The sequence below is a fragment of the Pseudoalteromonas sp. SiA1 genome (assembly GCF_018732205.1).
GTDB classification, from domain to species: Bacteria; Pseudomonadota; Gammaproteobacteria; order Enterobacterales; family Alteromonadaceae; genus Pseudoalteromonas; species Pseudoalteromonas tetraodonis.
Genome location: NZ_CP076084.1, coordinates 2,055,867 through 2,075,862 on the forward strand (window position 1 = coordinate 2,055,867; position 19,996 = coordinate 2,075,862).

Here is a 19,996-nt window from a genome sequence, read left to right on the forward strand (position 1 = left end):
CACTAGGTTACAAACCTCGCGCCGCGATTAAACCGCCCTTAGTTTGAACGAATTTTAATCCAAAAAGGTCAACAGACCCTAGCTTAATAGCGAATAAAGGGATTATTCAATTTCTTTTATCGCATTTAACACACGTTTTGTTGAAATTGGATAAGGTGTACCTAAGGTTTGCGCAAATAAGGATACGCGTAATTCTTGCTGCATCCAAAAAATAGCCTCAACATCATCAGGCAATGGCATTCCTTTAGGGGTTTTATTCGTCAGTTTTTTATATTCTTGCGCCACTTTTTCAAGCTCTAGTACACATAATCTATCACGATTTGGGTCAACGGGTAGCTTTTCTAGTCGTTTTTGAATCGCTTTTAAGTAACGAATTAAATCGCCGAGCTTATCCGCCCCATGCTGGCTCACAAAACCTTTAAAAATAAGCGATTCTAACTGAGATTTAATATCGCCATGGGCAGTGATCATGGTTAAATCTACTCGCCCTTTCATTTTTTTATGCAGCGCATGAGCAATACTCAGTACTTGCTCTACTTGGGTTGCAATTGCTACTACGGTGTCGCCTAATTCGCCGCGAATATGCTCTTTAACCGTTTCAAATGCATCACTTGTACGAATATCACCATATTTAACTAATAGGCTATCAACACCCGATGCAATGCAGTCATCTATTAAATCGGCAATTTTACCAAAAGGATTAAAGTACAACCCTAGCTTAGCCTTGTTTGGTAAATTTTGCTGCAGGTATTTAATGGGTGATGGCACGTTTAATAACACTAAACGACGCAACCCCTGCTGGTGCGCTAATTGCGCTTTAATTTCGTTATCGAATAACTCCACTGCCGCCGTTGATTTTTTATCCACCAGCGCAGGGTACGCTTTAATTTCGTACTGACCTTGCTTTTTCACATAGGATGTTGGTAACTCTCCAAAATCCCACTGTGTTAAATCGGTTTTTTCTATGCCTTTGTCGGCGACTTTAGATAAGGTGTCGGAGACCTTGCCTTGTAGCTGCGCTTTAAGTTTAGCTAAATCGAGTCCACGTGCCAGTAGCTTGTCGTGTTCATCGCGCACTTCAAATTGTAGCCTTAAATGCGGAGCAAGCGCAGTTAAATCCCACGCCTCAGGGTCTACACGGACGCCGGTCATACGCAGTAATCGATTGCTTAGCGAGTCGATTAACGAGCCTTGTAATGGCTCTATAGCCGCTAACACCGCATCGGCATAATTGGGCGCAGGGACAAAGTTACGACGCAATGACTTTGGTAATGACTTAATTAACCCACAAATTAACTCATGACGAAATGCCGGTATATGCCAATCAAAGCCACTTTCTTGCACTTGGTTTAACAGTGCAACGGGTATTTGTACGGCAACGCCATCAACCGCTTGGCCTGGATCAAAATGATAAGTAAGCGGCAACATTAAGTTATCTTGTTGCCATGTATCTGGATAGTCAAATTCGGTAATGCTACTTGCACCATGCTGCATGAGCTCTTCACGCGTCATGTGCAGATAGCGTTTGTCTTGCTGTTTTTGTGTTTTATACCACTTAATAAACGCAGCACGATTGTTAATATCGCTGGGTATTTTCTTCTCGTAAAACTCAAACAAGGTTTGCTCATCAACTAAAATATCGCGCCTACGAGATTTGTTCTCGAGCACTTGAATATCTTCAATTAATTCGCGGTTATACGCTAAAAATGCTTCATTGAGTCCCAGCTCTTGTTCAACCAGCGCTGTGCGAATAAATAACTCTCGGCTTACTTTAGGGTCAATATTGCTGTACACACAGCGGCGTTTATTAACAATTAATAAGCCATACAAAGTTTGCTGCTCAAAGGCAATCACTGCACCGGGCTTTTTCTCCCAATGAGGCTCTGTGTAGCTGCGTTTTACTAAATGCTGAGCAAACGGTTCTACCCAGTTCACATCTATTTTGGCATTAATACGGGCATAGAGTTTACTGGTTTCTACCAATTCAGCCGACATCATCCACTTGGGGCTCTTTTTAAACAAGCCTGATCCTGGAAAAATATGAAATTGGCTATTACGTGCGCCTTTATACAGCTGCTTTTCGTCTTTAAAACCGATATGACTGAGCATGCCACTTAACAGTGCTTTGTGAATAAGCTCGCTGTCTGCAACATTAGTGGTGGCTTTCATTTTCATTTCATTGCACACAGTGCTGATTTGATAAACGATGTCTTGCCATTCACGAATACGCATATAGGCTAAAAAGTCTTTTTGACATAGCTTTCTAAACTGGCTATTGGTCAGCTCACTTTGCTGCTCTTCGAGGTAATTCCACAAGTTTAAAAAGGCGATAAAGTCAGAGTCTGGATCGTCAAAGCGACCGTGTTTTTCATTCGCGGCTTGACGTTTTTCTTGTGGTCGCTCGCGGGGGTCTTGAATTGAAAGCGCGGCAACAATAACGATCACCTCACGCAATGCACCCAGTTTATGTGCAGTTAGCACCATTTTTGCTAAACGCGGATCAACCGGCAAACGACTTAGCTCTCGCCCAGATTGTGTTAGGCTGGTTTTTTGATGACGCTTAGCCGCTTTTACCGCTTCTAACTCTTCAAGCAATGTTAAACCATCATTAATATTTCGGCTATCTGGAGCTTGCACAAAAGGAAATTGCGCCATATCACCCAGCCCTAATGCCAGCATTTGTAAAATAACTGACGCTAAGTTAGTACGCAATATTTCAGGGTCGGTAAATTCAGGACGTGATAAAAAATCGTCCTCTGAATACAAGCGAATACAAATACCCGCTTCAACACGTCCACAACGCCCCATTCGCTGATTAGCACTGGCTTGCGAAATAGGCTCTATAGGTAAGCGTTGAACCTTTGTACGGTAACTGTAACGACTAATACGCGCCGTACCCGGGTCAATAACATAACGAATACCTGGCACCGTTAGCGATGTTTCAGCCACGTTGGTTGAGAGAATAATGTGGCGGCGCGAATGCGGCGCAAAAATACGATTTTGCTCAGCGTTCGATAGCCTTGAATACAAAGGTAATATATCGGTGTGTTTTAAATTACGCTTACTTAGCGCATCTGCGGTATCGCGTATTTCTCGCTCACCGTTTAAAAAGATCAGAATATCACCGGGGCCTTCAGCGCAAAGTTCATCGACCGCATCAAAAATCCCCTGTAACTGGTCGCCTTCGGCTTCCATGTCTTCTTTTTGGATATCACTGATGGGGTTATAGCGTACATCCACAGGGAATGTCCGGCCTGATACTTCAATAATTGGCGCATCATCAAAGTGCTTAGAAAAACGTTCTGGATCAATGGTCGCTGAGGTAATAATAACTTTTAAGTCAGGACGTTTAGGAAGTAAATTTTTAAGGTAACCTAAAATAAAATCAATGTTTAAACTGCGCTCATGCGCCTCATCAATAATAATGGTGTCGTATTGATTCAAAAAACGGTCTTGTTGTATTTCAGCTAATAAAATACCGTCGGTCATCAGTTTTATATAACTGTTATTAGAAACCTGATCGCTAAAGCGAATTTTAAAACCCACTTGCTGACCAAGCTCGCATTGCATTTCTTCTGCAATACGATTGGCAACGCTACGTGCAGCTAAACGTCTAGGTTGAGTATGGCCTATATACCCATCAACCCCACGTCCTAACTCTAAACACATTTTAGGAATTTGTGTGGTTTTACCTGAGCCGGTTTCACCAGCAATAATCACCACTTGATTATTAGCAATGGCCTCTTTAATGGTGTCTTTTTTTTGACTGACCGGTAATTGCTCAGGATAAGTAACTTTAGGTAGCCCAGCTAAACGCTGCTCGCGAAGCGATTGACTGCGACTGATATCAGCCGTAATTTTTTCAAGCGCACTGGTAAGTTTTGCCTCGTCGGTAATTTTTTTTACGCCATGAAGGCGCTTTTTAAAACTGAATTGATCTTTTTTTAAGCACGTTTTTAGCTCGCCAAACAACTGACCTAGGTTTACCACCTGCATACCTTATAAAAATTAGTCAAAGAGCCCCGATTGTAGCAAATTAAATGGCTGGGGTTAATCCTGTAAAGGACATAACAATCAGCAGATTATTATATAAACCTCCAGCCACTAAAGAAAAACGCTTATTCGTCGCTAAAAATACCTACATAAGTCGCTTGCGTATTCGATTTACTCGCACGGTACATGCCTGTGGTGTTAAACGGCAGGCTAATATTGCCTTTTGTATCAACAATAATAACACCGCCTGTGCCGCCAATCGGTTTAAGCACCCCATTTATTACTTCATCCCCAGCTTGAGCAATGGTTTTACCTTGATATTTTACTCGTGCGCAAATATCGCTTGCCACATTATAACGAATAAAATATTCGCCATGGCCGGTTGCCGATACCGCACACGAGGCGTTTTCTGCAAAGGTACCCGCGCCAATAACTGGTGCATCACCAATACGGCCAAAACGTTTTGCGGTCATTCCGCCAGTTGACGTACCCGCGGCTAAATTACCTTGTTTATCCAGTGCCACCGCACCCACAGTCCCCATTTTATAATTAGCGGGTAACGCCTTGTGCGCTGCTTGATAATCTTTATTGGTGCTTTTGCTCGCCTCTAGTTTTTCCTTTGCTTTTAATAAAGCTTCATAGCGATGCTTTGTATCAAATATATTATTCTCTACTAAGCTAACGCCTTGCTCTTTAGCAAACTCTTCTGCACCTTGGCCACTTAGCATCACATGCACCGATTTTTCCATCACTAAACGGGCAAGTTTAATTGGACTTTCTATGTGCTTAATGCCCGAAACTGCTCCAGCTTGGCGGTTACGACCATCCATAATAGAGGCATCTAACTCATGGCTACCATCATAGGTGTATACCGCGCCGCGTCCGGCGTTAAAATAAGGCGATTGCTCTAACACTTCAATGGCTGCTGTGACTGCATCAAGGCTTTCTCCGCCTTGTTCAAGTACCTTATACCCGGCCTCAACAGCTTGAGCTAATTTATCGCGGTAAGCTTGCTCTTGATCAGCCGTAAATTTACTTTTTTCGATTGTGCCCGCCCCGCCATGAATCGCAATAGCAAACGGCGTGCTCGCACTCAATGCAGATGAGCTCACACTCATTAAACTACCGCAAAGCAGTCCTAGTAATAGTGATTTTTTCATTGTGCGTTCTTTTGTTAGTTAATATTAAAACTAATGTGAATGGTTACGTGGGGTTTTTCAAGTGAACTGAGTTTAATGGCATAAAAAAAGCGCCCTGAGGCGCTTTTTAAATTCTGTTTAAAAATTACGCTTGTTGCGCTTTTAAACGTGCTAAACGTGCTACTTGGTGAGTAGACGTTAAGAAAGAATAGATAGGTGCTAAATAACCGCGTTTACGAAGCTCTAGAAAGTCTGCATCGCTTAGCTCATTTAGTTTTTTCTCATCGATAAGGTAAATACCGTTGATGTCTTTTTTCTCGCCTTTAATATCAACCGTTAGCGTTTGTGCTACTAGTAATTCTTTATCAGCAAGGAATTTAGTGAACGCATCAGTGACTTGTGAAAACTCAATGAACGATACTAACGCTTCTTTACGACGCTTAAGGTAATCAGTTTCTTCACCGTTTTCGAATAATGCATTACCCTCTTCTTCACCAACTAATGAGCTCGCTTCGTCAATTACAATACCAAATTGATCTTGCTCAGGGTGCTTTACTAAACCTAATGGGTAACGCGTTGTTGCCATAGGTGCAAACGCAGCTGTCCATTTGTCGCCATCAACAAATAAGTTTTCACCTGGCTCTAGGCCAAACATAGCAACCGCTTGAAAAGTACCTGTTTCGTTATTTTTAACAAAAGACATTGGAAACTCATTGGCGATACGCGCAAACTCGTGTGCTACAACTGGCACTAAGTGTTGAGTTTTCATAAATTCGATATTGATGCCATTTTTAATTTTAGTGTTGGCATGTTTTTCGTTGTGTAAAGGCTGTACTTGTTGCTCCGCCATGTTACTGCTCCGTTATTTATTAATTTGATTTATTACTGTTAGTGGCCTAAGGCTAATGGTTTTGGTGACAAAAAGGAAGTGAAAATTTTGTGTCATTTTGTACGTTAATAATTAACAAAAACATTATCGCTGATTATTTCAACAAATAACCAATAAAAGCCACTGAAGAAGAAATTCGTAAACACAATTAGCTCAAAAAGCGCCCTTTGACAACGCTGTCTTCGGTGGTATATTACTTTTGTGCCTAAATAAAAAGTTCTCACTTAAATAAGCCCATCAAAAATAGACATTAAATAATGAAAAATTTAACTGTAAACCCAAACTTAGTAATTAAAAAGGTGATGATCCCAGGCACTAAACTATCAGCCTTCGTTGTAGATGATTTTCTTTTAGATACCAAGAGTGTATTGAATTTTGCTCACAACATAGCCTACTTTAACCCTATGTTTTCAGACAACTCCTTCTACCCTGGTATTCGCGACAATATGCCGCAACCTTATTTAAGGGTTTTACATGCATTTTTTCAAAATGAAATACTGCCTAAAATAGACAATAAAGATTATCAGCAGTCTGTTCTACATAAAAGTTTACTTTCATTAGTTTCATGCAAACCTGCGAATTTAATTGTTGATCAAAAAGTACCGCATATTGATTCTTGTGATGAGAGAGATTACGCATTTGTACATTACTTATCGCCAGAGGAGCTTGGTGGAACAAGTATTTATAAGTATATACCTCAAAACATTATTGAATTTAAACAACAGCACAAACCACTGCTCGCAGATATAGTTAATGATGTTAAAAAAGCCCCTAATGAGCATCAAGGCTATTTAGCTGGCAGCACAAGTTTATTTGAACAGGTTTTTAAAGTTGATGCTAAATTTAACCGCCTTGTTATTTACCAAGGTAACTTATTACACAGTGCCAATATTTATTCTGAACAAAGCTGCTTAGCGGATGCTAAAAAAGGCCGTCTTTCGATAGCCTCTTTCGCAAGTGTGAGATGAGCTGTTTGAATATACCGCTTACGCCTTTCACAAATCATTAGATTGACTGCAGTCCATATTGTTTAATTTTATCTAAAAGCGCTCTGTGATTGGGTAGCTTATTTATTAAGTATTGATCTATCTCAGCTCGTTGTTGTAAACGTACTAAACAGTGTTCATGTTCTGCACTGGTACAAGGCGGTGCCTTAGTGTTGAAATGCATTCCATAAAGTACAAATAAAAAGTTTTCTAAGTAAAACACTTCAAACTGGCTGAAAAAGTCATCTCTAACCGGAATGAACTCTTCCCACAAACTAAGCTTTTCTTTTAATGACTCAGAAATAGTGTCATCACTTTTATTGGCCACCCAAAAAGCTGAATCTGTTCTATCTGAAATACAGTAGTGCAATTTAATAAAATCAATAGTACGTTCCCACGCATACCCCATAGCGTGATTAAACCGCGTTTCTAACTGTTCAAGCTGCTCAGTTGATGATGGGAAGCGCAACGTTAAAAATTTAGCTGAAAAGTCAGTTAATAATATTGACGTTGCCTCTAATGGTTCTAAAAAGCCTTGCGCTAAGCCAAGTACAATACAATTTTTATGCCAAAACTTTTTCCGGTAACCGACCCGCATTGGTATTTTTCTGTAGGTAAGATCTTGCTTACTGTCACCTAAATAACGGTCAAGTTTTTCATGTGCCTGTTCATCCGTCATATGCTTATCTGAATAAACAAAACCGACTCCACGCCTATTGGTGAGCGCTATATCCCAAATCCAGCCAGCTTGATGAGCGGTGGCAAGTGTGTAAGGAGGAATAGCATCATCGGCTTTGGTTGGTACTTGCACCACTAATGCGCTGTTAATTAATAAACTCTCAGATACATCAACAAAAGGAATCTTTAACGCTTTACTCATAAGTAAAGATTCAAAGCCTGAGCAGTCAATATAAAAATCAAACTCAAGCTCTTCATTGTTATCTGTAATAAGTGCAGCAATAGCGCCGTCATCGCCAAGCTTTACCTGTGTAACATGGGTGTGTATATGCTCTACAGAAAACTTTTCTTTTGCATTACAAGCGAGTAGCTGTGCAAACTGGCCTGCATTAAAATGATACGCGTAAGCCAACTCCCCTTCATATTGAGCATTAGTGATATTTTTAGGTGCTAAGCCTGCCTCACAAATAACATGCTGAGAAGATAAGCCCTGCGCATAACTTTGACTTTTCTCTTTGTTATTTAACCAATAAGAAGTTAAATGCTTGGCATCATAAGAGCTTGGCACATCAAATAAATGATGAAAAAAGTTGCCTTCGCCATGTTTTTTCTTATCCATCCAGTTAATAAACTTTATTGACTGCTTGAACGTTGCATCACATTGCCTAATAAATTCATCTTCACGAATACCAAAGCTTTTTAGGGTATTCCTTATATCGGGGACTGTGCCTTCACCGACACCAATTGGCGGTATATCTGGGGACTCTATTAAAGTAACAGATATACCTTTACGATTGAGCATCTCTTTGCCAATGTGGTTTGCAGCTAACCAACCGGCTGTTCCACCACCTACAATTGCAACTTTTTTTATATCCATAAATCACCAATAAAGTTTAACCTTGTAAAAAAGCCCAGCAATGCTGGGCCTAGGTTATTTTTACTCATTTAGCGTATTAAAAACGCATTGTTACACCAAGCTTGTAACGTGCTTCACCTTCAAAACTCCACACTGGGAAGTCATTCAGTAAATCAGGGTTTGGTAATGAGGTAGATGCATCATTGTTACCCAACTGAACGCTGTCTTCCTCTGTTAGGTTAATACCTTCGAAAGTAACATCTAAGTAATCAGTTACAGAGTATGTTGCACTGAAATCTAGCTGTCCGTAGTCTTGATGCTCGCGGTTACCGTACCAACCTGGTGCTTCACGAATAATAAACTCTGAACGCCAGTTATATGCTAAACGGGCAGAGAAATCATCATTTTCATAAAAACCAACTACGTTATAGCTGTTTTTCGATGAATCAGAGAATACCCCAACACGGTCTGGGTAGTTTTCTGCTGGTGCTTTCGCATCTGAATAGGTGTAGTTAAATGAATAACCAAAGCCGTTATCGAATGAATCTTGAATTTGGAACTCAATACCTTCGATTGAACCACCCGTACCATTTGTTGATGAGCTTACTGTCCAACAGTCATATTGCTGAGCACCACACGGTGGCTCGCCGGCATCTGGGTTAGTCGTATAAACTGGGATGTCGATACCAATTTGTTGGTTTGTTTGTTGTTGGGTAGAAATAAATGAGCTTACTTCTTTAGTGAAGTATGTGACGCTTAACATAGCATCGTCATCAAAATACCATTCAACACCAATGTCTGCTTGGAACGCTTTAAATGGACTTAAACCTACATTACCCGTATTTAACACTTCATTTAAAGGACGGTTATCTGTATAACCCGCTAGATTACGCGTTGCAAATAAATCTGCGTAATTAGGGCGAGAGATAACTTGTGCTGCTGAGGTACGTAAGATTAAGTCGTCAGCTAAGTCCATAACCACGTTTAAGCTTGGTAAGAACTCACTGTAATCGGCTTTGTCTGTAGATAACGTCGAGTCGTAAACACCTTCATCACTTAAATCATAGTAATCTGACGAAATATCAGTTGATATATAACGAACACCTAAATTACCGCGAATACCACCGGTGTCAAAATCAGCCATCGCATATAAAGCAAAATTTTCTTCTTCTATGGTGCCGTATGCTTGTGGACGCGCTGTATAACCTTCTGTCATTGCTAATGAATCAGCAATCATTAGATCCATATCAGGTTCAGGTATTACAAAACCACCACCCGCAGTCACAGTACCTGGGTAGTATTCATTAGCATTACGTACAGGTACTAAATCGGCATTCACATTAGCTGCATTACCATCTTGTACAACTTTGTGATCGGCATATCTTAAGCCCGTTTTAATTGCGGTAATAACACCAAGCTCAACAGGAATTTCAAAGTCTAAATTTAAGTAACTTTCTTCATCTGAATCAGGGTTGTATTCAGGCGCCCAAGTTTGTGGGCTGATGGTATCAGGTAAAATGCTAGCATCGTATGATTGGTTAGCTAAATTAAATCTAGTCACGTCGCCAGTCATATCAATAGACCCATTTAAGTCGCTATTGTTATTTGCAAACATACCATAGTTTGCCGTTGTTACATCACTGTCTGCGCTTGTTTTACCTACACGACCTTTAAAGGTGAATAACTCTGAGTCATATTTCCAATCTAAGTCAATAGTATCAGACTTCATGCTTGCTTTACGCGCCCATGTTTGGAAAAAAGCCGTGCCATTGCCGTCGATATTACGCGAAACACAGTTACCTGAGGCGTTCGTTTGTTCACATGAACCATCACCTGGGAATATAATGATTTGCGAGTTAGCATTGTTAGCATCTAGCTCTAAACTTGTATAAGTTAGACCTAAAACTAGCGAATCTGATGGCTGATATTGCATAGCTACGTTATACGCAGTACGCTCACGAGCTTGCTGGAAGGTTGTGGGTGCCATACCGCCACTCCAACCACCTGACGATTCAATACCGTTACGTTGATAATCTACTTCTGATAATGAACCCGCAGCTAAGATACCAAATGTTTCACCATCATTTTTCCAGCTGTACAAGCCTGAAAGCTCAGGATCTGTCTCTTCAGATACTGTACCGTAATCAGCTTTAACACTAGCAAATACAGTGTTTGCATCTAAATCTAGCGGTTTACGAGTTTTAACAATTACAGTACCGCCGATACCACCTTCAACTAGATTAGCTTGAGATGATTTATAAACTTCTAAGCCACCTACTAATTCAGAAGGTAGTAATGAATAATTAAAGCTACGATCAACCGCTTGTTGATCGAACCAGCTAGTTGAGGCAACAGTATGACCGTCAAGTAATGTGCGTGTTAATTGTGCTGATGCACCACGGATAGATACTTGCTGACCCTGTCCAAATTGACGAGATACACTGACACCAGAAATACGACCAAGAGATTCACCTACATCGCCATCAGGAAACTTACCAACGTCTTCAGCTGTTACAACATCAACAACGGCATTTGAAAAACGCTTGCCGTTTAAGTTTTCTTTATTTGAAGCGCGAATACCCGTAACTTGGATTACTTCAACATCTTCTTGAACTTTAGTTTCATCGGCTGCGAATGCAGCACCAGTGAACCCGGCTCCCATTACTAAGCCGATATTTACTGCTAATAAGCTTTTTTTAAAATTTTTAGCTAACACAGGATTCCCCTTGAATCATTTTGTTGGTTTTTGTTTATCATTTTGCCTACCGCCATGACAGCGCTGTCATAGTAGTAACAAACCATACATGCAAAATTACAATTTTGCTACATTTTTCCGCTCTTTTTGTACGAAAAATAGCCAATTCAACATTAAGCAAATGATTTTAAAGAAATTAATTATTGCATGAAAAAGCCGAATTAAATTTATTTAATTCGCTCACATTTCCAGCATGTACTTGAAGCATTTTTAAATTGATTTTGTTTAAAACGACGTGGTGAGTAGGAATTTTCAAACCGTAAAACATGCTTGTGAGTTAGTGTTTAATAAATTTAACCATTTGATTTTTTGGCTATAAGTAAAATTTATTCAGTATTTACAACCGGTGTAAAAGCCTATTTTATACTGCTAATTGTGGAGGCAATACTCAGCATTTCATCTTTATCTCTGCGCTGCTTTGTTTAATTCAGCAAAGAGTAAAACAGATCAGCAATAAAAAAGGTCAGTAGCAAAAGCGACTGACCTTTCATTAAACCATCAATACAAAGAGGTTTAGCGCACATCTAATTTATATTAAAATTAAGGCGCCCAATACACTTCAATGTTGATCTCAGGGTGATTTAATACCGCACGTAACGGCATGTCATTCACATCGCCCCCCGCTAAAGCTTGTTTATAAACAGCCAACTTTTCATCGCCACTAATTAGCAATTTAACCACTTTAGATTGTGCAATCGCATTTAACGTTAAGCTCATGCGCTCAGTAATACTGCCTGTTACGTCACTTTGTATCGCGTTGATAGCGCACACAAGTTGGCTTGAATCTAAGCCGTTTTTCAGGCCTTGTGCATGTGGGAATAATGACGCGGTGTGGCCATCTGGGCCCATGCCTAAAATAGTCACATCAAAAGGACGTTTTAATGCTTGAAACTGCGCTTCACAGGCATCAACCCCTTGCTCTGCAGTGGCTGCTGTATTTTTCATGCTAATAAAATTAGCCGCTGCACCATGGTTTTGTAACAAAGTACGCTTGATGAATGCTTCATTACTCTTTTCATGACTTGCCTCAACCCAGCGCTCATCAACCATAGCAACATCAATGTTTGCCCAGTTTAAATCAAGGGTCGATAAATGTTTATAAGCCGGCTCAGGTGAAGAACCGCCTGAAACCATTAATACTGCACGGCCATCACGTTCAATACCATCACGTAAAGCATGCTCTAACGACTGAGATAATTCATCAGTCAGCGCAGCTTTATCGTCAAAAAACTTTTCTACTATTGTTGCCATCACTTATGCCTTATCGCCAGTATTAAACCAAACATGATTATTCTCTGCTAATAATTCATCTGCATCTTCAGGGCCCCAACTACCGGCTCTATACAGTGCTGGTTTGCCTTTCTCTTGCCAACGTTCAATTATTGGATCAATCCACTTCCATGCTTGGCGTACTTCATCACGATGAATAAATAATGATGGATTATTCGCTGCAGCATCAAGCATTAAACGTTTGTAAGCATCTGAGTGAAAGCCATTACTATATGCTTGCGACAGCTCAATATTCATCGTTACAGGTTCAAGTTGCATGTCTAAATTATCTAAACGCTTCGACATCAGCGTTAATTGAATGCTTTCTTGTGGTTGTAAACGGATCACCAAACGGTTTGGCTCGATATTACCTACGCTGTCCTCATACACGTTATGAGATACTTTTTTATATTCAACCACAATTTCAGCGCAGCGCTTTGCCATACGTTTACCGGTACGCAGGTAAAAAGGCACACCGGCCCAACGCCAATTATCAATGTGCGCACGAATAGCCACGAAGGTTTCAGTTTTACTTGCCCCTTCGTTTAGCTCTTCTAAGTAACCTGGGACTATTTTACCGTTTAAATCACCCGGTACGTATTGCCCACGAATAATATTGTCATCAACATCGCTGCCCTCTAATGGGCGTAATGCTTCTAATACTTTTAACTTTTCATTGCGAATACTATTGGCTTTAAGTTTATGCGGTGACTCCATTGCGACTAAGCAAAGTAGCTGTAACAAGTGGTTTTGCACCATGTCACGCAAAGCACCGGCTTTATCATAAAAACCAGCGCGGCTCTCAAGCCCTACCGTTTCTGATAAGCTAATTTGGATGTTATCAATCGATTTAGCATCCCACATGTTTTCAAATAATGAATTTGAAAAACGCAATGCCATTAAGTTTTGAACGGTTTCTTTACCTAGGTAGTGGTCAATACGGAAGATTTGATCTTCGTCGAAGTACTGTGCAATTTTCGCATTAATAACTTCTGCAGACTCGCCACAATAGCCAATTGGTTTTTCTACAACAACACGTGAATTGGCTGTTATTAATTTTTTAGTAGATAGAATTTCACAACAAGTGCCATACACAGCTGGCGGAAGAGATAAGTAAAACACACGAGATTTATCGCTGTCGTCTTCATCAAGAATCTTTTTCAGTACATCCCAGTTATCATCCGCTTCGGTAACATTACTCACTACAGGCACTAAAAACGCTGAGAACGATTTCCAATCCTTAGCGTTATACTCGCCTTCGCTTAAAAATTCTTGTAATGCTTTGTGTGCGGTATCAATGTATTCATCACATTTACTTTGTTCGCGCACGGTAGGCAAAATACGTGAGCCTTGCGGTAAGTTACCTTCTTGATATGCTCGATACATTGCAGGAAGTAATTTGCGTAACGCAAGATCACCACCGCCCCCAAAAATTATAATATCAAAAGGATTAAGCATAGTTACTCTCTACGTTTATGCTACCTGCCACTACCGTATTGGTAATCAGTTATAGCGGTTTATTATCTGGATATGCAGGCCTTAGCACAAAGCCTACTAATGTTGTTCGTTATATGCGCCATAAAAAATGGGTCTAGGGACACTGTAATTCCTCTCACAAAAATACAGGCCCTAGGACTCCAGCGCTACCCGTTCAAAGGTATTTGGTTACTTATTGTGCAATAAGTGAATGTGTTACTGCGTACGGTGTTGTTTGTAGTACGCCATCAAGCCCTGTGTTGAGCTGTCGTGCTCATTAACCACGTTATCGTCGGTTAATTCAGCTTCAATTTTAGAGGCTAAACCTTTACCAAGCTCAACGCCCCACTGATCAAATGAACATATTTGTAAAAGAATACCGTGGCAAAAAATCTTATGTTCATACAGTGCAATTAAACGACCCACCGCTTTTGCATCAACCGTGTCTAATAATATAGACGTTGTTGGGCGGTTTCCTTGATGAATTTTATGCTTTAGTAGCATTTCAATTTGCGCAGGCGTTTTGCCTTTGGCTGTTAAATCAGCGGTTATCTGCTGCGCATCTACCCCGTTCATTAATGCTTCGGTTTGTGCAAAAAAGTTCGATAATAAAATATTGTGATGCTTATCAACGTTAACCTGTGGTTTTACAGAGCCAATAAAGTCCGCAGGGACAATTACATTGCCTTGGTGCAAACATTGATAAAACGCATGCTGGCCATTTATTCCCGTCATGCCCCAAATAATAGGCACGGTAGTGTAAGGTACGGTTTGCCCATCAAAAGTGACGTGCTTACCGTTACTTTCCATTTCACCTTGTTGTAAATACGCAGGCAACATATGCAATGCTTGGTCGTAAGGTAAAATAGCTTGCGAATCAAACCCTAAAAAGCTGGTATTCCATACACTCAACAGCGCCATAATTAAAGGAATATTCTGCTCAAGCGGTGCCGACTTAAAGTGCTCGTCAACTTCAAACGCCCCTTCTAAAATAGCTTCAAATGCTTCAAAGCCGGCATAAAGTGCAATAGGTAAACCAATGGCACTCCAAAGTGAAAAACGACCGCCAACCCAATCCCACATGGTAAATACGTTTTCGTCACTAATACCAAATGCCGCGGTTTTTTCTAAATTGGTGCTTACTGCCACAAAATGCTTTGCTATGGCGCTTTTATCTTTGGCGCTATTTAAAAACCAATCAACCGCTGTTTTTGAGTTGGTCATGGTTTCTGAGGTAGTAAAGGTTTTTGACGAAATAACAAATAACGTTGTTTCAGGGTCAACTTTATTCAATACTGACGCAATTTGTACGCCATCAGCATTAGAAACATAATGAACGCTTAACGGCTTATCAACCACTGCTTTAAGTGCTTCAGTCGCCGTTTGAGGGCCTAGGTTTGACCCCCCTACTCCAATACTCACTACATCTTTCACCGCTTTACCGGTGTAACCTAACCACTGCCCGCTGCGTACTTTTTCAACAAAGGTTTTAATTTTAGCAAGTTCGCTATCGACCGCCTCAGTAATATTTTCACCGTCAACAATAAGCGGTGTATGGGCGCGATTTCTAAGTGCGGTATGCAATACGGCACGGTCTTCGGTGATATTTATTTTCTCACCGGCAAACATTTTTTCACGCCACGCTTCAATATCACACTCTTTAGCTAATGAGATTAATTGAGCGAAAACTTTCTCATCAATACGTTGTTTTGAATAATCAAACAATACACCAGGAATGTGAGTAGAAAATTGAGAAAAACGAGAATCGTCTTGTGCAAATAAAGTTTTCAGATGTGTTTGTGCCATCTTTTGTGCACTATTTTCTAGTGCTTGCCAACTTACTAACTCAGAACGGCTCGCCATGTAAACATCCCCTAATTTATTAATCTATTGATTTAAAGCGCTTTATTTAATTTTTTACGACGCAAAATAACCGAATTTTGTAAAAAGCAAAGCCCAATATTATAGCTTAAAAAGTCTAATTTGCGTTATTTTTATAAGCTTCGATGCAGATAATAGCGCAATTTTTTGCTTTTGACACCGGTATCATAAAATTAAAAATTGAATTTAACAACTGATCAGCCCTTCTCTTTAATGAAGATTTTATTAATTTCTAACTGATCCAAATTAAAGCGAGCAAAAAAAAGGCCGACAAATGTCGGCCTTTCCTCTAAATAAATAATTAACCGGTTAACGCTAAACCACCCGATAAGTTATAAACACTGCTGTAACCAAGCTCAGTCAAATTTGCTGCCGCAATTTTTGAACGGTTACCACTGCGACACACTAAAATATACTGGTTGTTTTTGTCCAATTGGCCTTGCGTAAGTGCATGAGCCATTCGACTTAAAGGAATATTTAAGGTTTTAGCTATGGGTACGTTTAGCAATGCGCTTAAATTATTAGCGCCGTGTTCATAAGGTTCTCGGGTATCAATTAAATACGCATTGCCCTCTACCAGTATTTCTTTTGCTTGGTTAAAACTTAATTGCGAAGTTTCTACAGCAGGCTTAGCATTAACATAACCACAGAGCGTGTTGGCTTGTGTGTGTTGTTGTAAATCTGCTTGCTGTTTTTGTGCGGCAAATTCAGCGTCATCAATATCACCTTTAATTAGCTTTTGTAACAATGGCGTTTGCTGCTGTTGAACAGCCCAGTTCATTGCAAAGCACTGTTGGTAATCATGCCCTGAACACACCACACTTTGCGGATTCAGCTCTGCTGCTAAAATCGTCAAAGAATGCGCCATTTTCATTGCATCCCCGCCATCAAGCGCGGTATTTCCAAGCCCTGCAGGTAAAATTAAATCACCGCAAAAGCAATACTGAACATCTCCATTATTCGCTTTTAATAAATAACTCACGCTATCTTGGCTATGCCCGGGTGTGGCTAGCTTTTCGAGTACGTGAGTGGTTAATTGCAATTTGTCGCTATTAGTTGGCCAGCCTAATTTATCAACCTCTCCAGCGACTAAGTATTCTTTAAGTGCGCTGCGCATTAAATCAAGTGCGCAGTGACGTTCTTGATGCTCATGCGTATTTAAAATAGCGGTAATAGTTAAATTTTGCGTAGTTACTATTTTTTCAAAGCGAGGGATCAGTTCAATAATCGGATCGATAATAAATGCATGTTGATCATCTGTTACATACAACCAACTACATGCACCTTGGTGTCTAAATTGGGTAAGCCCTAAAGCACATACTTCTTGCAAAGGAAAACTGCTATCAGAAATCACTAAACAGTTAGCTTGTAATACCGTTTTAAGCGCTCTAATTTGTTCACATGCATCATCTATTTGCGCCATCGTAGCAGCAGGGCCAAATGATAAACGAATAGCGTTTTCACTTTGCCACTGTGAGGCTCCCATCGCATCAAGCACAAAGCTCTGCGTAGCTCCCGTGCTGCATGCAGAGCCACCGCTGACCCTAATACCTGCAGCGTCAAACAAATCAATAACTTCTTTACTAGTTAAATCGTTAACCGCAAAATTAAGCGTTGTGGGCACAGAGCAGGCAAAGTCATGATTAAAGGTAATACTTCCAAAAGTATCAACTAAGGCGCTATGCAGTTTATCCCGATACAAGTTAAGTACATCTATTGATTTAAAAGTCTCGTCTTGTTTATCTAGCAGCAAACTAAACAGCTTATTGAGCCCAGCTATACCGGGGAGATTTTCTGTACCAGAGCGCATGCCACTTTCTTGGCCGCCACCGGCTATAAAAGGCGTGTATGGGCTGCCTTGACGAATATACAATAAACCTATGCCTTTAGGTGCATAAAGTTTATGCCCTGAAAAAGGCGCATAATCAATCGTTGTTTCACTTAGGTTGAGCTGTTGTTTGCCAAGCGCTTGTACACAATCAACCATCCAAGTGACTTGGCTATTACGACTACGAATCACCTTTTCTATGGCGCTTAAATCTTGGTAAACACCGGTTTCATTATTAACGGCCATCGTGCAAATCATCAAAGCGTCATCAATATGTTGAGCAATAAAGTCTAAATCTAAAATACCATCACGATTAACTGGAATAGCAATAATGTCAGCGTTAATCTCAAGCACTGTATTCCAATGCTTTAGCGTATTAGGCACCGCTTTATGTTCGGTTGCCCCATACAATAAAACGGGATTTGGCTTTGTATGGTGTTTTGCATTAATGAGCGTCGATACGATGGCGGTTTGAATCCCCTCAGTGGCACCCGAGGTGAATAAAATATCACCTTGCTGCGCGCCAATGACGGTACGGGCTTTTTGCCTAGTTTGTTCTAATAAGTGTTTAGCTTGAATACCGGTTATATGAGGACTTGAGGGATTACCAAAACAAATTTGCATAGCATGGCACACCACCTCTGCAATACATGGCAATACAGGTGTGGTCGCATTTGCATCGAGATAAACTTGAGCTTTGGGTTCATCTGGCAATAAAAACTCTGACATTAAAAACGCACCTTATTACTAAAAAATATATCTTATTCCCAATAGTACATAGTTTTGACAGGAATGAGTAATAATCTTTCGTAATTAAAGTGCGTTTACTATACCTTTTAGTTACCGAGCTCTTGCGCGAGTTCTTCGTGTTTGGATGACCAAGCATTAATAAGTGCTTTGACTAATGATGCTAATGGAATGGCAAAAAACACTCCCCAAAAACCCCATAGCCCACCAAAAAATAGCACCGCAACAATAATAAATACCGGATTTAAATCAACCGCTTCAGAGAACAATAAAGGCACCAATACGTTGCCATCGAGCGCTTGAATAATGCCGTATATAATTAAAACGGTCCAAAATTGAGTTTCTAAACCAAACTGAAACAGCGCTACTGCGGCCACTGGTATAGTTACTAACGCTGCGCCCACAAACGGAATAAGCACCGAAAAGCCTACGAGAACGCCTAAAAGCGCGGCGTACCGTAAGTCCAGTATGGTAAAAGCAATAAACGACACAGAACCAACAATTAAAATTTCAAATACTTTGCCACGAATATAATTCATGATTTGCTGATTCATTTCATGCCACACTTGTAAAATTAAGCGGCGTTGGCGTGGGATCATTTTAGCAATGCTGGCACTGAGCTCTACTTTATCTTTGAGCATAAAAAACACCAGTAGCGGTACCAAAATAAGGTAAATTAACCATGCTACAGCGTCTTTTAATGAATTAAGCGACGCAGACAATACCACTTGGCCAAAGTCGAGAACTTTGGTTTCAACGGTTACTACAATCGATTGTACTTGCTCTGCGCTAATAAGGCTGGGGTATTTATCAGGCAGATCGAGTAAAAACGATTTACCTTGTTCGACCATATGCGGTGTTTCTTGGACTAGGTTACTGCTTTGCTGCCAAAGCACAGGGCCTATAACCAATATTAAAGTGAGCATAATGCCAATAAATATCAGCATTACTATGCTGGTGGCAGTAAAACGCTTAAGGCCAAACCGTTCTAAGTGAACCACAGGCCAATCTAATAAATAAGCTATGATCAGTGCCACTAACACAGGCACAATTAATGGGCCAAAAAAATACAACATGGCAACCAGTGCCAACAATAAAAAAAGTAAAGTGACTGAATCAGGATCAGAAAACTTTTTTTCATACCATGCTTTTACATATTCAAACACGTAACGGCTCCACTAATAACAACCCCTGTTGTTTATTTAACTTGTAATAATACGCTTTTTTTTGCAAATATCGTTCAATATCATCAGTGTTTTGTTCTTGTGAGATATTAAAGGTAATTGCTTGTTTTAACGATATTGCATCACGCAGCCCTAATTTAAACTGAATAAATTGCTGTGGGCATTTATAAGCGCGTAAATTTAGCTCTAGCATACTCGTTTCGCTACCTATTCACATTAATAATAAGTCCTATAACAGGGCCAATTGAGATTAACCGCAGTTAAATTTAACTTTTTCTTAAAACAACCTCTGCAATGGTTTATCCTTATAACATC

12 protein-coding genes are annotated in these 19,996 nt (G+C 40.2%); 1 reads left to right on the top strand and 11 read right to left on the bottom strand.

All coding sequences use genetic code 11. The annotated features are described in order from the left end of the window. Positions 1-102 precede the first annotated feature (102 nt). From hrpA to KK487_RS09440, 3 genes are all read right to left on the bottom strand, one after another. Complete coding sequence (gene hrpA, locus KK487_RS09430; RefSeq protein ID WP_171046525.1) at positions 103-3,990, bottom strand: ATP-dependent RNA helicase HrpA; 3,888 nt, start codon at positions 3,988-3,990, stop codon at positions 103-105. Between the two features lie 128 nt (positions 3,991-4,118). Next, the gene (locus KK487_RS09435; protein WP_036954298.1) at positions 4,119-5,153 is read right to left on the bottom strand and encodes an isoaspartyl peptidase/L-asparaginase family protein; all 1,035 of its coding nucleotides are present in this window, start codon (positions 5,151-5,153) and stop codon (positions 4,119-4,121) included. Between the two features lie 124 nt (positions 5,154-5,277). Beyond that, a complete protein-coding gene (locus KK487_RS09440) occupies positions 5,278-5,982 on the bottom strand; it encodes a SapC family protein (protein ID WP_013465241.1) in 705 nt (234 codons plus the stop codon). 296 nt (positions 5,983-6,278) lie between these two features. Here KK487_RS09440 and KK487_RS09445 point away from each other — a divergent pair, with 296 nt between their 5' ends. Then, positions 6,279-6,989 (top strand): DUF6445 family protein, encoded by a 711-nt coding sequence (locus KK487_RS09445; RefSeq protein ID WP_036954296.1) that lies wholly within the window; start codon positions 6,279-6,281, stop codon positions 6,987-6,989. 37 nt (positions 6,990-7,026) lie between these two features. On the opposite strand, the gene KK487_RS09450 is transcribed toward KK487_RS09445, so the two are convergent. The 8 genes from KK487_RS09450 to KK487_RS09485 form a co-directional block, all read right to left on the bottom strand. Then, a complete protein-coding gene (locus KK487_RS09450; RefSeq protein WP_215521723.1) occupies positions 7,027-8,562 on the bottom strand; it encodes a tryptophan halogenase family protein in 1,536 nt (511 codons plus the stop codon). Between the two features lie 76 nt (positions 8,563-8,638). Beyond that, on the bottom strand, positions 8,639-11,257 hold the full coding sequence (locus KK487_RS09455; protein WP_033104402.1) for a TonB-dependent receptor: 2,619 nt from the start codon (positions 11,255-11,257) through the stop codon (positions 8,639-8,641). 579 nt (positions 11,258-11,836) lie between these two features. Then, the gene (gene pgl, locus KK487_RS09460; protein WP_013465246.1) at positions 11,837-12,547 is read right to left on the bottom strand and encodes a 6-phosphogluconolactonase; all 711 of its coding nucleotides are present in this window, start codon (positions 12,545-12,547) and stop codon (positions 11,837-11,839) included. Between the two features lie 3 nt (positions 12,548-12,550). After that, positions 12,551-14,023 (bottom strand): glucose-6-phosphate dehydrogenase, encoded by a 1,473-nt coding sequence (gene zwf / locus KK487_RS09465; protein ID WP_013465247.1) that lies wholly within the window; start codon positions 14,021-14,023, stop codon positions 12,551-12,553. Positions 14,024-14,257: 234 nt separating this feature from the next. After that, on the bottom strand, positions 14,258-15,904 hold the full coding sequence (gene pgi / locus KK487_RS09470; RefSeq protein WP_036954292.1) for a glucose-6-phosphate isomerase: 1,647 nt from the start codon (positions 15,902-15,904) through the stop codon (positions 14,258-14,260). 319 nt (positions 15,905-16,223) lie between these two features. Continuing rightward, entirely contained in the window at positions 16,224-18,479 is a 2,256-nt protein-coding gene (locus KK487_RS09475; protein ID WP_036954289.1) for an aminotransferase class V-fold PLP-dependent enzyme, read from the bottom strand. Positions 18,480-18,586: 107 nt separating this feature from the next. Beyond that, positions 18,587-19,663 carry an AI-2E family transporter gene (locus KK487_RS09480; RefSeq protein WP_016900418.1) on the bottom strand — a complete coding sequence of 359 codons (1,077 nt, stop codon included), beginning with the start codon at positions 19,661-19,663 and terminating at the stop codon, positions 18,587-18,589. Next, complete coding sequence (locus KK487_RS09485) at positions 19,656-19,874, bottom strand: hypothetical protein (RefSeq protein ID WP_013465251.1); 219 nt, start codon at positions 19,872-19,874, stop codon at positions 19,656-19,658. The genes KK487_RS09480 and KK487_RS09485 overlap by 8 nt, the downstream gene beginning before the upstream one ends. Positions 19,875-19,996: the final 122 nt, after the last annotated feature.

Excerpts from the sequence above, each read along its gene's own strand:
- KK487_RS09435 (WP_036954298.1), bottom strand. The coding sequence starts at position 5,153 with ATGAAAAAATCACTATTACTAGGACTGCTTTGCGGTAGTTTAATGAGT.
- KK487_RS09440 (WP_013465241.1), bottom strand. The coding sequence starts at position 5,982 with ATGGCGGAGCAACAAGTACAGCCTTTACACAACGAAAAACATGCCAAC.
- KK487_RS09445 (WP_036954296.1), top strand. The coding sequence starts at position 6,279 with ATGAAAAATTTAACTGTAAACCCAAACTTAGTAATTAAAAAGGTGATG.
- KK487_RS09450 (WP_215521723.1), bottom strand. The coding sequence starts at position 8,562 with ATGGATATAAAAAAAGTTGCAATTGTAGGTGGTGGAACAGCCGGTTGG.
- pgl (WP_013465246.1), bottom strand. The coding sequence starts at position 12,547 with ATGGCAACAATAGTAGAAAAGTTTTTTGACGATAAAGCTGCGCTGACT.
- zwf (WP_013465247.1), bottom strand. The coding sequence starts at position 14,023 with ATGCTTAATCCTTTTGATATTATAATTTTTGGGGGCGGTGGTGATCTT.
- pgi (WP_036954292.1), bottom strand. The coding sequence starts at position 15,904 with ATGGCGAGCCGTTCTGAGTTAGTAAGTTGGCAAGCACTAGAAAATAGT.
- KK487_RS09475 (WP_036954289.1), bottom strand. The coding sequence starts at position 18,479 with ATGTCAGAGTTTTTATTGCCAGATGAACCCAAAGCTCAAGTTTATCTC.
- KK487_RS09485 (WP_013465251.1), bottom strand. The coding sequence starts at position 19,874 with ATGCTAGAGCTAAATTTACGCGCTTATAAATGCCCACAGCAATTTATT.